The following is a 14,882-nucleotide window of genomic DNA, read 5'->3' on the forward strand; positions in this document are numbered from 1 at the left end:
CTTGAGTTATAGATGGGCCGTCTACATTTTTGGAATCGCTTAATTCTGTTGATTTATTATCACTAGTTGATTTGTCAGAATCTTGGGATGATTTATCTGAATCTTGTGTTGATTTGTCAGAATCTTTTTTGGAGGATGTACTTTCTACAGTACTGTCTTTAGAGGATTGCTTATCTGAAGTTTTATTTGTACTTGATGTATCGTCATTCTCACTTGTGTTTGTATCTTTATTCTTTGTATCCGTAGCATCTTCTTTTGTTTTTTCTGATGTTTTATCAGTTTTTTCATCAGTATTTGTTGATGATGAGTCATCTTTTGTTGAGTCACTAGTATCTTTAGTTGACTCACTAGTATCTTTGCTTGAGTCGCTAGTACCCTTGTCTTCTACTGGCTCTTCTTTCGCTTTTTCATTACTAGCGCTTTCTGTATTATCCGTATTTGAAGTTGTCGCTTCTTTAGTTTGCTTTGTTTGATTTGAAGTTTGATCTATCTCTTCATTTGAAGTTGTTTCACTTTGTTTTTGACTATCTTGTGTTGTACTTGTATCTTGTGTAGAGCTTTCTTCACTATCAGATGCAGTATTATTTGAGGCTTCATTACTAGGCGTAGCAACGCTTTTTTTTCTTCAGAAGTATTTTCTACTGATGAAACGGCAGTTTTATTTTCAGTAGTCTGATTAGACGTATTATCAGGTTGTTCTTCTGTTACATTGCTCTCAGTTTGGCCACTATTCGTAAGTTCATTAATATCAACGGCTTCTGATTTATCCTTATTTGTATCGCTTTGCGTAGTTATTTTATCTAATTCATCAGCTCGTGCAACATTCCCTGCACCAAAAACTAATGTTGCACCAATAAGTAAAGAAGCTGTACCAACAGAAAATTTTCTGATAGCATACTTATTTAATATATTGGGCAAAAATCCTTGTCTATTTTTCATTCACATTCTCACTCCATACACACATTTAGTATAATCTTAATATCGATTTAGATGCATTATATAAAATTTATTATCAATCTGCAACTATCGAAACTTCCAATAATTAAATAAAAAATATATCTTATTTAATAATGATATTTAACATATAATTTTGTCCCAAATTGTATAAAATTTTTGCAGATAAAAATGTTGGTGTACTAAATGATTCTATTATTATAGTTCGAAAAATATAATAGCCTCAATATCATACTTATTAGTATGGTACATTGAGACTATGCGTTAATTATTATGGAATTCAAACTAGTTTCTTCTATTATATATGCGTTTTTCTGTATAATTACTTTTTTATTTTAAATGTTCATAAGGGCTATTATTCACAAATGATACAATTTGATCGACAAATAATTTTGCGCGTAATTGGAATTGATCGTCATCTAAGTATAATGTACCGTCATCTAATTTGCCATAATCAGAGTCATGTGTGGCAATTTGTGTAGGTACAGCGATACCTAATAAGCTTCTTACGATAACGCGTAAGTGTGATAATGGTTCAGAACTTACAATACCACCACTATTGCCGATTAAGCCAACTGGTTTCATTTTAAAATAATCCATATTGACGTGGTCTAACGCATTTTTCAAAATACCAGAATATGAACCATGGTAGTTTGGTGTACCAAGAATTAAGAAATCCGCTTTCATTGTCTTCTCTTGGAACTCTTTCGTATTGGCTTTGATTTCATCAACTGAAGGAGTCGTACCTGAGAAATCTAATTGATTTAATGGTTTCTCAGCTAAATCGAAAATATCAACATCCATATCATGACTATCAAATTGACCTACTAAATATTTCGCCAATGCATTTGTATGTGAGCCAACTTGTGCGCTTCCTACAATAATAAGTCCTTTCATTATTTAAAAACTCCTCTTTAATTAATTATTCTGCTCTTCTTTTAAAAACTTCATAATTGCTTTACCAACACCACTATTTTCATTCGTATCAGTAACGTATTTAGCAATCGCCTTCACTTCAGGTATTGCATTCTCCATAGCAACTGGATAACCAACGCGCTCTAACATCGACGCGTCATTCAAGTTATCGCCTAATGCCATCACATCTTGTAAATCGATGTTAAGTTTATTCGCAATCGTTTCAAGTGCAATCCCTTTTTGCGCTTCCGAATGTGTGATTTCTAAGTTACCTCGCGAAGATGAGGAAATCGCTAAACTTGGAATAGCTGCGAGTTCAGCACCAATGGCTTTAATCTTTTCTAAGTCAGGATTAAAGGCCAATACTTTCATAATTAATTCACCAGGTACATCTTCAATATCTTCATAACTGTTTACCACTTTTAGTGAACCATTATCAATACGTTTTTTAATTCCTGCTTTAATCTTTTCAACATCTGCTTCTTGACCCGCTTGTTTAGCGATATCAATGTAAATATCTAGATCACGCGTAGGATCTTCTGTATAAATCCCTCTATTAGTATAGATTTGGTAATACACATTATCTTTATTCAAGATAGATTTAATACGTTCCACCAATTCATGATTTAAATGTGACGTGCTCATAATATTATGAGACTCATCACGCACTTCAGCCCCATTTAAACAGATATACGGCACAACCAAATCCGTATCCGCGATAGGCGTACTCGCTTCATAGAACGCACGTCCTGTCGCAATGACGACCGTAATCCCTTGAGATTGCGCATATTTAATGGCATCAATATTTTCCTGGGAAATTTCATGGGCTGCATTTAACAATGTGCCATCCATATCTGTTGCTATTAATTTAATCATACAGTTACCTCGTTTCATCGACTTGAACCCTATCAATCTTCTTTTTTGAAAAAGGGCGTTTGCTTAACAAAACTATGAAATTTTAAACTTTAAATTCAGTGTTTATTTTAACAAATTTACGACAGTTTGTACGCTTAAATGTTTGACTTAGACTTCTTCGCACGCAGTTCTCGGAAAAAGCTACGCAACAAATCGCCACATTCATTTTCAAGAACGCCTGTAACTACCGTGGCTCTATGATTAAAATGAGGTTCTTCGAGTAAATTCATTAAACTGCCACTGCATCCGCCTTTAGGATCCATGGCACCGAATACTACTTTAGGGATGCGACTCATTACAATCGCGCCGGCACACATCACACATGGTTCAAGCGTGACATACAGCGTACAGTCTTCCAAACGCCAACTTCCCACCACTTTCGAGGCACGTTCAATTGCAATATGTTCTGCATGGGCAGTCGGCTGTTGTGCAGTTTCTCTTAAATTGTGAGCACGCGCTATAATTTCATTATCTTTTACAATAATGGCCCCAATGGGCACTTCGCCAAGCTGTTGCGCTTTCTTTGCTTCTTCAATTGCTAAATTCATGTAATATTCATCATTTGCCATGTGTGTCCCTACCTCACTTGTGATACAATACTCATTGTCTATTTTAACATTTGGAGATGTGATTATGAATAAACCATTTATCGCAATCGAAGGTCCTATCGGTGTAGGTAAGTCTTCTTTAGCTCATAAACTTAGCCAAACTTTGAATTATTATGAAGAAAAAGAAATTATTGACGAGAACCCCTTTTTATCAGACTTTTACGATGACATTTCTAAATGGAGCTTTCAAACGGAAATGTTCTTCTTATGTAATCGCTATAAGCAAGCTAAAGATATTGCAAAAATGACGCAAGGCGTTGTCAGTGATTATCACATTTATAAAAATAAGATTTTTGCTCGTAATACGTTAAATGATGCAGAATTTGATAAGTTCAATCGCATTTTTGATATTTTGACGGAAGATATTGAAATGCCAAATATGATTATTTTCTTAGATGCTGATTTAAGTATTTTGAAAAAGCGTATTGCCAAACGTAATCGTAGCTTTGAACATCAAATTGAAGATGATTACTTATTAAATTTAAAAAGAGATTATTTAGCATTGTATAAAGCGCTGAAACAAGAAGGCGCAAATGTTGTATTAATTAATACGAGTGATATTGATTTTGTTAATAATGAAGCAGATTATCAGTATATTTTAGAACAAATTAAACCAATGATAGGAGATAGTGGACATGAATAATTATGGCGTACCTCAGAATGCGATTATTACGATTGCTGGAACGGTGGGTGTAGGAAAGTCAACATTGACGCAAGCATTAGCTGACAAATTGAATTTTAAGACTTCTTTTGAAAATGTAGATCATAATCCTTATTTAGATAAATTTTATGATGATTTTGAACGTTGGAGTTTCCATTTACAAATTTATTTTTTAGCAGAACGTTTTAAAGAACAAAAGCGTATGTTTGAATATGGTGGCGGATTTATTCAAGATCGTTCTATTTATGAAGATGTGGATATTTTTGCGAAGATGCATGAAGAACAAGGAACGATGAGTAAAGATGACTTTAAGACGTATTCGGAGTTATTTAATGCAATGGTAATGACGCCATATTTTCCAAAGCCAGATGTATTGATTTATTTAGAATGTGATTATGATGAGGTAATAGAGCGTATTGAGCGTCGTGGTCGTGATATGGAAATTAATACAGATCCTGAGTATTGGCAAAAGCTGTTTAAGCGTTATGAAGAATGGATTAATAACTTTAATGCGTGTCCGGTGGTTCGCATTAATATTAATGAGTATGATATTCATGAAGATCCTGATTCTTTAGACCCAATTATTGATAAAATTGCGCATATTATTAATACGTATCGCAATGTGGATAATAGGTAATTGAAAATGCCTGCACAATCAATTGAATTGTGCAGGCGTTTTGTGTATTGACGTAGTTCTAAAATGGATTTAACTCATTTTGTTGCGACGCTTTCTTGCGGGAAAGGCTTAAGCCTGTAGTCTTAAGCTCTTTCTTTTCCTCCAAGAGTCGCGCAACGTCATTCGTTATTCATCTTAGAACTACTTACTCAAACGGAAATTCACATTTATTAACTTTTTTATATGTTCAAACATTAATACTCTATAATTATTTTTCGCTGTGTTGTTTTAGTATTTTAGGGACGTCTACGGCAGTGTCGATGATATAGTCTGCGTCTTCTAGTTCATCTTTTTTAGCGATACCACTTAATACGCCGATTGCTAGTCCTAATTCTGCATTTACTTTTGTTTTCATGTCATTATTCGTATCTCCTACGATCACCACTTCTGCAGGTCTAACATTATAGTGATCGAATAATGGATTGAGTACTGCTGGATTTGGTTTTTCAGCAGCATGTGTTTCAGTAGAGATAACTAAGTCAAAGGCATCTTTTGAATTTGTATCTTCTAAAAATTGCATGACGCCTTTTCGAGAATCACTTGTAACGATACCAATTTTGTAGCCCTCATTTTTCAGAGCTTTAATAGTTTCATAAACGCCTTCAATCCAGTTATTCTCTGGAACACGAGTATCTACAAGCTCTTGACTTGTATTACGCGTCCAATCTGACACATCTTCACCAGCGATATTATTAAATGCTTTCACCACATCGTCAAGAGAACCTGAACCCATGACAGAATTCGGCACAATGGCATCATCAATCACACCAAGTTGACGATGCGCCGCTTCCTTATCAGCGATTGGAAATTTATCTAAAAAGCTATCTACAAGACGGACGCCAATCTTCTCCCAGCTCTTATCAAATTCAATTAATGTACCGTCTTTATCAAATAATATCCATTCCATTTCAACTAACACTCCTGCCACCCATGATTTATAACTCTTCTATTGTAATATAGATAGTTATGATTCGCATAGGAATGTGAAATGCTTGTGCATAAAGTTGAGTTTTTTAGTTATTATTTTTTTGATTATTACGTTCTTCTCTAAATTTTCTACGACGTGACTCTTCCTTAGATACCCCATATTCAAATTTCTCTGGATTTTCTTTCGCTTCGTTTACACCTTGTTTGGCACCTTTAATAAATTCTTTAATTGCACGAATAATCATAATATTTATCACCTTTCTTTTATTTTTAAAAATAGGACTTGTTACTTACAACAACAATATAACATTTGAACGTGTTATTTCATCTAAAAATTTGATTTTTTATAAAAATAAGTAGTTTACAACTATTATGTGTGGGTAAAATTATATTGTAGTTATTCAACTTCATAATTCGTTAAAGCTTCCCCCATTAGTCAATAGATTAGTGGGGGCCTTATTTGTATATTAGCCAGTATATAGGTTTTAAGTCTTATAGTTACCTGCGTCTTAGTACCGATTACTTTACCACTTTAATACGTTAAACTATTTAAAAATGATTAAAGGTGCAAATAAATTATGAATACTTCATTTAATAAATCTAAAATAAATATTTTATTTATTATAAGCGCGTTGTCTTTCTTAGTCATTGTTTTAGGCATGCGACTTCACACGTTGTTGATAAATATTATAGATAAAACTTCTTTCAATTGGTTCTTACATACATTTGGCGAGCCACAAATGAATTATCAAGGTCATTGGTTTAACGATTATATGACTATAGTGGCGACTTATGGAGATATAGTCACTTTTGTTATTTTAACTATTGTCATTGCGATGATAGTATTTTTCAAACGTCATTTTATACTATCTCTTTGGCTACTATTAACTGTAGCATCGGGCGGAGTTGTAGGTATCCTGCTTAAAGATGTATTACATCGAGCTCGTCCTTACGATCATTTATCTATTGATGCTGGATTTTCTTTCCCTAGTGGCCATTCATTGGCTAGTACGCTAGTTATTATGATTATAGTGTTGTTCTTTGTTCCGAAAATTCACAGCCAACTATTAAAATGGTCATTAACTTCAATATTGATTATTGCTTGGATGAGTATCTTATTCTCAAGACTTTACTTCCATGCCCATTATTTAACAGATGTATTAGGAGGCGTTACATTTAGTCTATCTTGGGGCTTTGGCTTTATGATTTTATATCAACGTTTTGCGGTGAAATGGAATCAATTAAATATTTTTAGAAAAAATAAAAATTACCACGTTTCAAATTTATAATTCTTAATTAAAAAATACCTCCTAAATGTTAGAATTCCATCTAACTTTTGGGAGGTATTTACTATACAATTTAACAACTTATTTAGGTTCGCCGTGTACAAGAATACCACTTACTAAATCGATAACTTTTTTAATGAAACCGAATACGTCTGCCATTTGATTCCACTCCTTATATATTTATCTTATACCTTAAGTTTAACTTTCTTTATAAGTTTTTGGCATTTCTTGCGTAAATGATTATTTAAGATGCAAATCTGTCGTTAAAATAATTATTTCAACTCAATCGAAATCAGTTCTTCTACATAACTGTCTTTCACTTCGTAAACGACTGGGTTACTTTTTAATTTAACTAATTTATCTTCATATTTAGAAATTACTTCATTAACCTTATTTCTTGAATAACCGACAATATCTTTCACTTCTTTTATACTTATTCTTGAATACTTACTTCCAAACACTTTGTCTTGAAGCAATACAAACAGAACATCTAAATCATATTTATTTAATGTTTGTTGATCGAGTGATTTTGCTAATCTTGTAATTATTTTAATGTTATTTTCAAAAGTTTCTATAATATTGTTTTGACCTTCAATAAGTAATTGCATCATCTCATCGATAAAATTTGTTAATTCACCTTTATTAAAATAATCAGAGGCTTCTTCAAACGATTTATAATATTTATTTTTATTATTATTTACTACATATGAAAAAGTAAGAGCTGTAAAAGAATCTAAATTATCATTTAGTAGTTTTGCTAAAATATATCTTCCTACTCTTCCATTACCGTCATAAAAAGGATGTATATATTCAAACATGTAATGACTAGCTAAAATTTTGTAAATTGCCGGGGCCTCATAATGCTTAATAAAATTTATCAATATCGTCAAATATTCAAAAATTTCTGGTTCATTAAATTCATTTCTATGTACCCATTTACTTTTTGAATTATCATAAACTCCAATTGAATTTTTTCTAAATAAATTTCCATCAGGCAAATCAGTTTCTTTAATTTCAGATGAAACAACAGAATCAAAAATTTTACGTATATCTGATACCGAATTAAAAGATACATTACCATTTTCCAACATAATATACTGATTAACTAACCCATCGAAACGTTTATTTTCGCCTTTAGTTTTATTTAAAGAAGCAGCGATTTCTTTTTTCGTACTTTTCACATTTTCAATTTCATTAGTACTTTGTAGCTCATTTATTAATAAATGTTTTATGTAAGAATCATTCGCGATTTTAGGTAACGAAGCAGAAAGTTGCTTAATTCTATCTGAATTCTTTAAAACCTTTTCTAAACGAATACATAATGCACGATTTATAACAAAAAATAAGGGATATTTAATTTCTATTCTTTGTTTTTCATCTTGTATTGGATGAATTATAAAATCTATTACATAACTTGAATAACTATTTATTCTCATATTATATTCAGTTTCAATACTATCCCAACCATACATATGAAAAAGCTTTTTAAGCGATTTATACTCCAATTAAATACCTCCTTACTTATCATGAGATTTATAATTAAAATTATTATACTACTTTCTTAAATACTACTAATAAAATCTAGAGATCCTCTCAAATCTCACTTTTTAAAGTCTTCATTTTCAATTTTACAAAAGAAGCGCATTATCTACTTGTATTGATTCTTTTTATTTTTATTTAATCTATAAATTAAATAAATAATTACAAATATAATCGTTACTAAATCAAACGATGATGTAATTGATTTACTAAAAGATTGATTAATCCATAGAAAGCGTATTAAAAAAAGCAAAATTGATTGTATTATAACTGCAAAAAACACATTAATAATTGGCTTGTCTTTTACTAAACAATAAACAATATATAATATACAAGTGATAGTTATGATTAACATTATAATTTGAGGCATTAGATGACTCCCCTTTTTTCACTTTAGATTTTCAAACTAACACACTATCTATCTTTTTGAAATTTCTAGTTAAGCTATTCCACACTATAATTTTATTTTAGTATTAACATATTCAATATAAAAAACGCCACTTTATAAGTGACGTTTTAATACTCTTCTTCGCATGTGATTATATATTTAAAACATAAATGTTAATATTAAATTAATAATCGATATAATTAAAATAACAATTGATAGATAAAATGTAATTGTAATTAATTTTTCACTTTTCATCTTATACACCTCCATATATAACGATTTAAAAACTTTCGTCCTGACCTTTTAGAAGAACATTCTAATAAGTGGTCTGCTTTGAAATATTAGACTAGCAATCGTTAATCAAATAGTTAGTTCTTGTTGACGTTCTTTTACCTACTGTATCTACATAAAGTTCTTTACACCAAAACTTTCTATTTCCATATCTATATTTTAAATTAGTATGTCTATCAAAAATTTTTAAACTACTTTCACTTTATAAATATCCGACAAATGAGAATACTCCTAATTTAAATTGACAGACGTAAAATAACTCCAATATCCCTTTTTATCTTTACGTATATCACTGGCATTCTATATTTTGGGGCAAAGGACTATATGATACTTACAATTCCATTTTGTATGTGCTAAACTGTTTGTGTCGGATGACATTAAATAGCATCTCCTCGTGTTGATTATTTGGGTTGGCTGACCTATATTCTAGCACGTAGAGATGCTTTTTCTTTAGATATCGGGAAATCCTTTTCTGAACTATACTTCATAGCGTATGGTTTTCTTTATACAATCAATTAAATAAATAAGCCACTTTGTTAGTGACAAATTGTATTTAGCTTGCTCGCATGCTTTTATTATATCATTGTATAGGCACTAACATTTCGCATATTTTATCTAGTCCCTCTTCTTCTTTGTATCGCTCTATGATTGGATCATATCTCATATTTAATTCATTTTCTTTTAGTATGTTTTCTAAATTATTAAAGAAGTTTACTATGCTCTCTTTTGTATGAGGAATAGTAAATACGGCATATATACCACCCGTAAAATTCCTCTTGTTCACCTTACTATCTTCCACTGTTTCATCTATTTTTAAAATTAAATCATATCTACATTGATCGTTTTCAACTTCTTGAGGGTTATCTAAAGCTATACCTAATACGCCATACTTTTCAACATATTTCCAATATCCATTAACTCTAATCCAATTCTTAAAATCTTTCATCATTTTATAATTTTGATTACTACCATAATCTCCTATATTTCTCATATAAATTACTTCGCTATCATTTAATTTTTCAATTTCATAATTCATAATATCGCCTCCACAGAGAACATAACCCGAGTTAAAATTTATAGCAATAAATATTTTAAAATATTTTTATAAATTAAAAATATTCATATAACGAATGACTTTTTATTATAAACATCCTCGATTATAAGATTATATGTCCATACTTAAAAGTGCACCTTTCAAGCCCATTACTAAAATAACAAGTTCATTAAAAATATTTAGATTTCATCTATTGTTGACTTTAACGTTACGTCATAGTTTAAGTTTTAGTTAAATCAGAAAGATAGAGGAGGAATAAAATATGGAATTTTATCAAATGCCGATGTTTAATAAAATATTAGTTAATAACATCGAAAAAGCGACAAAGTGGTATGAAAAAACTTTGGGCTTTAAAAGTATATTTAAATTTAGAAATGATAAAAACGAGGTTTTAATGAATCATCTGAGATTAGAAAAATATCAAGACATAATGTTAATTTCTAGTGATGAATTCGAAGTTGGTAATGCAACGTATTTAAATATTTTAGTTAAAGATATAAGTGACTTGGAAGAACGTATATCCTCAAAATTTGTAGTAGATCAACTAGAAGAAAAACCATGGAATGCTAAGGAAATGACTATCAAAGACTTAGATGGTCACTTACTAACACTAACACTTACACAATCAAATATAATTGATACCGATTTTGAAAAGTTAATGAAGACAACTTCAAGAAATTTCTAAACGATTATACTCAGACACCTTATCAAATTCCTTTTGCAACTAACCTTTAAAGTTAGAAAATACTCAAGACAAGTATTAGCTTATTCAAAATGTATTCTAAATAAAAACGCCACTCATTAAGTGACGTTTAGAACGATGTATATAACTTGTCCGTGTGCTAACTCTTGAATGTTCAAATCTTCATATATATTTCTTTTCGCGTTTGCCAAACTTACTAATTTCTCTAATCTTTTTTAGGGCTTGCTTTTTACTACTTTCAATTTATGTGCTTTTACTTAGTTATACCCTAAAAATCAAGAATAGGCACAAACCATATTGCTAAACTGATAAGCTAGTTAATTTAATTGTGAAATTTCATATTTGGCTTATCCTCTTTATAGTAATTTATTCTATCTTGAAGGGAGCCAGTATGTAATTCTAGTTTATGGCCGTCTGGATCGGTAAAATATATTGATCTTTTGTCTTTAACATTTCTTTTTCGGCCTTCTAATATATTCACATTATTTTCTCTTAGTTTCTTATACCAATAATCAAAGTCTTTTTCTTCTATCGTGAAAGCTATATGTGTATATGAATGATGTATTTCATTTCTAGGTATATGTTTCTCTTCATTTAAAGCTAGCCAAACTCCTCCGATAGTAAGATAAGAAGTTTTTTCTCCTTTTACTAACATATTTGCTCCTAGAATATCTCTATAAAACTTTATAGATTGTTCCATATTTGACACTGAAAAAGTAATATGATTTATAGATTTTATCATTTAATTTCATCCCCTCATATTATTTCGTATTCAACTTTTCACCTACATTATATATTACCTTTAATTTTGATGTAGTCCCAATTTAGAGCTACATCTTTTTAGGTATTATAAAACTGAAAAAATTAAAAGTGAAACGGTTGTTATGGTCCGCTTCTCTAATGTCGTAAAATGCTACGGTAGAGAGGAGAAAAAATATCGTTTCTGCAATATAGAAAATTTCTCAACATAAAAACACCACAATTAAGTGGCGTTAAACATTATATAAGTAATAATATTTTTTACTTAATAATCATTCCACATTTTCCAAAGGTAAACTCATGCCCTATAGTAATACGCTAAAACACCTTATGAGATGTAGACACAATTGCATATATCAATGTTCATATTTGAATTATGAAACGCATAACATACATTTGAGTCGAAAATAATATTTACTCCACCCATATTGGGGCTAAGCAATAAACTATTATCTTCAAATTTGTTACTCAATGTAATATACATTATTCCTCGTACAAAACAAAAAGCTAGAAACTGCTTATTTCAGCGTTTCTAGCTCATTAAAATCTCGATTATTTATATTCTGGTACTACGACTCTCCAGCCGTGTTTGTCTTCTAATTTACCACTTTGGATGCCTGTGTAAGTATCATATAATTTTTTAGTGATTTCGCCTGGTTCATTGTTGTTAATAACGATTTCACGGTCTTCGTATTTTAATACGCCTACTGGTGAAATAACTGCTGCTGTACCTGAACCGAATACTTCTGTTAATTCACCTTTATCGTATGCTTCGAATAATTCGTCAATGTCTACTTTACGTTCTTCAACTTCATAACCAAGTTCTTTAGCTAATTCAATAATTGATTTACGAGTGATACCTGGTAAGATACTACCATTTAATGCTGGTGTAACGAGTTTTCCATTTTCAACGAAGAAGATGTTCATACTACCTACTTCTTCAACATATTTACGTTCAACACCGTCTAACCATAATACTTGGTCGTAACCTAATTGGTTCGCGTTTGTTTGTGCTAATAAGCTTGCTGCGTAGTTACCTGCTACTTTAGCGAAACCTACACCACCGCGTACGGCACGAACATATTCGTCTTCTACATAAATTTTAGTTGTTTTTAAAGTGTCGCCACCATAATATGCACCAGATGGAGATAAAATGATTAATAATTTGTATTGATTAGAAGCTCTTACCCCTAAAATACCTTCTGTTGCGAATACGAATGGACGAATATATAATGATTGACCTTCGCCTTCAGGTACCCAGTCACGTTCAACATCAACCAGTTGTTTTAATCCATCTAATAATAACTCTTCGTCTACTTTAGGCATTTCTAAACGTGCTAATGAATCGTTGATACGTTTGAAGTTTTGATCTGGACGGAATAATACTACTTCACCGTTATGTTTATACGCTTTTAATCCTTCAAACACTGCTTGACCATAGTGAAGACCTTGTGCAGCTGGTGAAACTTCAATTGGTGCATAAGGAACGATTTTTAAATCATGCCAACCTTTATCACCATCATAGTCAAGACTTAACATGTAGTCAGTGAAGTACTGACCAAATCCCAAATTGCCTTCTGGTTTGTCTTTAAGTGTCTCGCGTTGTTCAAATTTAACTTTTTCTGACATGATGAAAACCTCCTAATGTTTTCCTTATTAATAGTAACTTAAATTATAGCAATCTCAAATTTGCTATTCAATAAATTTTCGAAAAATTCAAACTAAATCCTTATTGTAAACCCTTACTTTTAACGTAACATACATTAACAATTAATTTAAATTCATCTTTGAAAATAAATATTAGTAATTCTAAAATTTTATGAGTGCTATTTACATATATATTAATGATTATATAAGTAAAAAAGTATTAGAAACACAATAAATATATTGAATGAAAATGCTCAAATATTTTATTAATTAGTTCTAAAATGGATAATGGAACGTAGTTGAGTGACGCCTGAGGGAGCAGGATGAGTGTCGAGACCAGGGCTCGACCCAGCCCCCTAGGCAAGCACCTCAACTTAAGTGAAATGGCAATCCATTTTAGACCCCTTTTCACACAAAAAACTAGCAGGGCGCTACGACCCTGCTAGTTCAATACATCAAACTTATTTATTTTGCTCTTTTTCTTCAATCGCTTTTAACATTAATTCAGTCATACCAGCTAAATCATATTTAGGATCAAAGCCCCACTCTTTACGAGAATAACTCGTATCAATATTATCAGGCCAGCTATCCGCAATCGCTTGACGCGCTGGATCCACTTCATAATCTAACACGAAATCAGGATAATGTTTTTGAATTGCAGCTTTGATTTCCTCAGGCTCGAAACTCATCGCACTTAAGTTATAACCATTACGCGTTTCAAGCTTGTCAGCATCCGCTTCCATCAATTTAATAATCGCATCAATCGCATCATCCATATACATCATATCCATGTAAGTGTCTTTCGCGATATAGCTTGTATAACGACCTTTTCTAACCGCTTCAAAGTAAATCTCAACCGCATAGTCAGTCGTACCGCCACCTGGCTCTTTAACATGAGAAATAAGACCAGGGAATCTCACACTACGCGTATCCACGCCGAATTTTTTGAAGTAGTATTGGCATAGTAACTCACCAGCAACCTTATTCACACCATACATAGTAGTAGGTTGTTGAATTGTATTTTGTGGCGTATTTTTCTTAGGCGTAGAATCACCAAACGCACCAATAGAACTTGGCGTGAAGAAATGTAAGTCATATTTTCTAGCAGTTTCTAAAGCATTCATTAAACCGCCCATATTTAAGTCCCACGCTAAAAGAGGTTTCTTCTCAGCAGTTGCAGATAATAAAGCAGCCATATGCATTAACGTATCCGCTTTAAAGTCCTCAACGATGTTCATCATTTTATCACGATCAGTTACGTCTAAAATTTCAAACGGCCCATTTGCAACCGATGACCCCTCTTCAGGCTCTCTAATATCCGTCGCTAAAACATTATCATTCCCATAAATTTCACGACATTTTAATACCAACTCAGTCCCGATTTGACCAAGCGCTCCTGTAATAACTATTCTTTCCATAAATAAAAGCTCCCTTTGTGTGTTTTACACGTATAATTGTCCTTTCAGAGAATACATAGTCTCTGATTACATGTTTATTATAGTATAAAAGCGCTTTCTTGTATACTCACAAAGTACATCCTTTTTACTTTTCTCTTTTTT

At 31.6% G+C, this 14,882-nt stretch carries 16 protein-coding genes and 1 pseudogene; 5 read left to right on the forward strand and 12 right to left on the reverse strand.

Features of this window, described 5'->3' with window-relative positions; translation table 11 throughout:
* Window positions 1–29 precede the first annotated feature (29 nt).
* On the forward strand, window positions 30–473 hold the full coding sequence (locus MT340_RS11165; protein ID WP_243590022.1) for a hypothetical protein: 444 nt from the start codon (window positions 30–32) through the stop codon (window positions 471–473).
* Window positions 474–486: 13 nt separating this feature from the next.
* On the opposite strand, the gene MT340_RS11170 is transcribed toward MT340_RS11165, so the two are convergent.
* The 4 genes from MT340_RS11170 to tadA all read right to left on the reverse strand — a co-directional run bounded on the left by MT340_RS11170 (window position 487) and on the right by tadA (window position 3,353).
* A complete protein-coding gene (locus tag MT340_RS11170) occupies window positions 487–939 on the reverse strand; it encodes a YSIRK-type signal peptide-containing protein (protein WP_243603867.1) in 453 nt (150 codons plus the stop codon).
* A 345-nt stretch (window positions 940–1,284) separates the two neighbouring features.
* Complete coding sequence (locus MT340_RS11175; protein WP_243590023.1) at window positions 1,285–1,851, reverse strand: NADPH-dependent FMN reductase; 567 nt, start codon at window positions 1,849–1,851, stop codon at window positions 1,285–1,287.
* A gap of 21 nt (window positions 1,852–1,872) precedes the next feature.
* Entirely contained in the window at window positions 1,873–2,745 is an 873-nt protein-coding gene (locus MT340_RS11180) for a Cof-type HAD-IIB family hydrolase (protein ID WP_243590024.1), read from the reverse strand.
* Between the two features lie 134 nt (window positions 2,746–2,879).
* Window positions 2,880–3,353 (reverse strand): tRNA adenosine(34) deaminase TadA, encoded by a 474-nt coding sequence (gene tadA, locus MT340_RS11185; protein WP_243603868.1) that lies wholly within the window; start codon window positions 3,351–3,353, stop codon window positions 2,880–2,882.
* Window positions 3,354–3,417: 64 nt separating this feature from the next.
* Between tadA and MT340_RS11190 the strand changes: the two genes are divergently transcribed.
* Together MT340_RS11190 and MT340_RS11195 are read left to right on the forward strand one after the other, a co-directional pair.
* A complete protein-coding gene (locus tag MT340_RS11190) occupies window positions 3,418–4,035 on the forward strand; it encodes a deoxynucleoside kinase (RefSeq protein ID WP_243590026.1) in 618 nt (205 codons plus the stop codon).
* Window positions 4,028–4,690, forward strand: coding sequence for a deoxynucleoside kinase (locus MT340_RS11195; RefSeq protein WP_243590027.1), 663 nt, complete (start codon window positions 4,028–4,030; stop codon window positions 4,688–4,690). The genes MT340_RS11190 and MT340_RS11195 overlap by 8 nt, the downstream gene beginning before the upstream one ends.
* 247 nt (window positions 4,691–4,937) lie before the next feature.
* Here MT340_RS11195 and MT340_RS11200 read toward each other — a convergent pair whose 3' ends face one another.
* On the reverse strand, window positions 4,938–5,636 hold the full coding sequence (locus tag MT340_RS11200; protein WP_243590028.1) for an HAD family hydrolase: 699 nt from the start codon (window positions 5,634–5,636) through the stop codon (window positions 4,938–4,940).
* A 106-nt stretch (window positions 5,637–5,742) separates the two neighbouring features.
* Complete coding sequence (locus MT340_RS11205; protein WP_243590029.1) at window positions 5,743–5,901, reverse strand: hypothetical protein; 159 nt, start codon at window positions 5,899–5,901, stop codon at window positions 5,743–5,745.
* A 330-nt stretch (window positions 5,902–6,231) separates the two neighbouring features.
* Here MT340_RS11205 and MT340_RS11210 point away from each other — a divergent pair, with 330 nt between their 5' ends.
* On the forward strand, window positions 6,232–6,945 hold the full coding sequence (locus MT340_RS11210) for a phosphatase PAP2 family protein (protein WP_481906666.1): 714 nt from the start codon (window positions 6,232–6,234) through the stop codon (window positions 6,943–6,945).
* A gap of 269 nt (window positions 6,946–7,214) precedes the next feature.
* Here the strand turns inward: MT340_RS11210 and MT340_RS11215 are convergent, their stop codons facing one another.
* The 3 genes and pseudogenes from MT340_RS11215 to MT340_RS11225 form a co-directional block, all read right to left on the reverse strand.
* Window positions 7,215–8,447, reverse strand: coding sequence for a Fic family protein (locus tag MT340_RS11215; RefSeq protein WP_243590031.1), 1,233 nt, complete (start codon window positions 8,445–8,447; stop codon window positions 7,215–7,217).
* Window positions 8,448–9,224: 777 nt separating this feature from the next.
* A pseudogene (locus MT340_RS11220) lies at window positions 9,225–9,538 on the reverse strand (transposase); the annotation flags it as partial.
* Window positions 9,539–9,740: 202 nt separating this feature from the next.
* A complete protein-coding gene (locus tag MT340_RS11225) occupies window positions 9,741–10,196 on the reverse strand; it encodes a GyrI-like domain-containing protein (protein WP_243590032.1) in 456 nt (151 codons plus the stop codon).
* Window positions 10,197–10,476: 280 nt separating this feature from the next.
* Here MT340_RS11225 and MT340_RS11230 point away from each other — a divergent pair, with 280 nt between their 5' ends.
* Window positions 10,477–10,899, forward strand: a complete 423-nt coding sequence (locus MT340_RS11230) for a VOC family protein (RefSeq protein WP_243603869.1) — start codon at window positions 10,477–10,479, stop codon at window positions 10,897–10,899.
* A gap of 340 nt (window positions 10,900–11,239) precedes the next feature.
* Here the strand turns inward: MT340_RS11230 and fosB are convergent, their stop codons facing one another.
* The 3 genes from fosB to MT340_RS11245 all read right to left on the reverse strand — a co-directional run bounded on the left by fosB (window position 11,240) and on the right by MT340_RS11245 (window position 14,741).
* Entirely contained in the window at window positions 11,240–11,659 is a 420-nt protein-coding gene (gene fosB, locus MT340_RS11235; protein WP_243603870.1) for a FosB/FosD family fosfomycin resistance bacillithiol transferase, read from the reverse strand.
* Window positions 11,660–12,228: 569 nt separating this feature from the next.
* Window positions 12,229–13,305, reverse strand: coding sequence for a branched-chain amino acid aminotransferase (locus tag MT340_RS11240; protein WP_243603871.1), 1,077 nt, complete (start codon window positions 13,303–13,305; stop codon window positions 12,229–12,231).
* A 479-nt stretch (window positions 13,306–13,784) separates the two neighbouring features.
* Window positions 13,785–14,741, reverse strand: coding sequence for an L-threonine 3-dehydrogenase (locus MT340_RS11245; protein ID WP_243590035.1), 957 nt, complete (start codon window positions 14,739–14,741; stop codon window positions 13,785–13,787).
* Window positions 14,742–14,882: the final 141 nt, after the last annotated feature.

This window comes from Staphylococcus sp. NRL 16/872 (assembly GCF_022815905.2).
Classification (GTDB): Bacteria; Bacillota; Bacilli; order Staphylococcales; family Staphylococcaceae; genus Staphylococcus.

What these genes read in the sequence shown, in the direction of transcription:
- MT340_RS11170 (WP_243603867.1), bottom strand. Translation starts at nt 939, where the DNA reads ATGAAAAATAGACAAGGATTTTTGCCCAATATATTAAATAAGTATGCT.
- MT340_RS11175 (WP_243590023.1), bottom strand. Translation starts at nt 1,851, where the DNA reads ATGAAAGGACTTATTATTGTAGGAAGCGCACAAGTTGGCTCACATACA.
- MT340_RS11180 (WP_243590024.1), bottom strand. Translation starts at nt 2,745, where the DNA reads ATGATTAAATTAATAGCAACAGATATGGATGGCACATTGTTAAATGCA.
- tadA (WP_243603868.1), bottom strand. Translation starts at nt 3,353, where the DNA reads ATGGCAAATGATGAATATTACATGAATTTAGCAATTGAAGAAGCAAAG.
- MT340_RS11190 (WP_243590026.1), top strand. Translation starts at nt 3,418, where the DNA reads ATGAATAAACCATTTATCGCAATCGAAGGTCCTATCGGTGTAGGTAAG.
- MT340_RS11195 (WP_243590027.1), top strand. Translation starts at nt 4,028, where the DNA reads ATGAATAATTATGGCGTACCTCAGAATGCGATTATTACGATTGCTGGA.
- MT340_RS11200 (WP_243590028.1), bottom strand. Translation starts at nt 5,636, where the DNA reads ATGGAATGGATATTATTTGATAAAGACGGTACATTAATTGAATTTGAT.
- MT340_RS11205 (WP_243590029.1), bottom strand. Translation starts at nt 5,901, where the DNA reads ATGATTATTCGTGCAATTAAAGAATTTATTAAAGGTGCCAAACAAGGT.
- MT340_RS11225 (WP_243590032.1), bottom strand. Translation starts at nt 10,196, where the DNA reads ATGAATTATGAAATTGAAAAATTAAATGATAGCGAAGTAATTTATATG.
- MT340_RS11230 (WP_243603869.1), top strand. Translation starts at nt 10,477, where the DNA reads ATGGAATTTTATCAAATGCCGATGTTTAATAAAATATTAGTTAATAAC.
- fosB (WP_243603870.1), bottom strand. Translation starts at nt 11,659, where the DNA reads ATGATAAAATCTATAAATCATATTACTTTTTCAGTGTCAAATATGGAA.
- MT340_RS11240 (WP_243603871.1), bottom strand. Translation starts at nt 13,305, where the DNA reads ATGTCAGAAAAAGTTAAATTTGAACAACGCGAGACACTTAAAGACAAA.
- MT340_RS11245 (WP_243590035.1), bottom strand. Translation starts at nt 14,741, where the DNA reads ATGGAAAGAATAGTTATTACAGGAGCGCTTGGTCAAATCGGGACTGAG.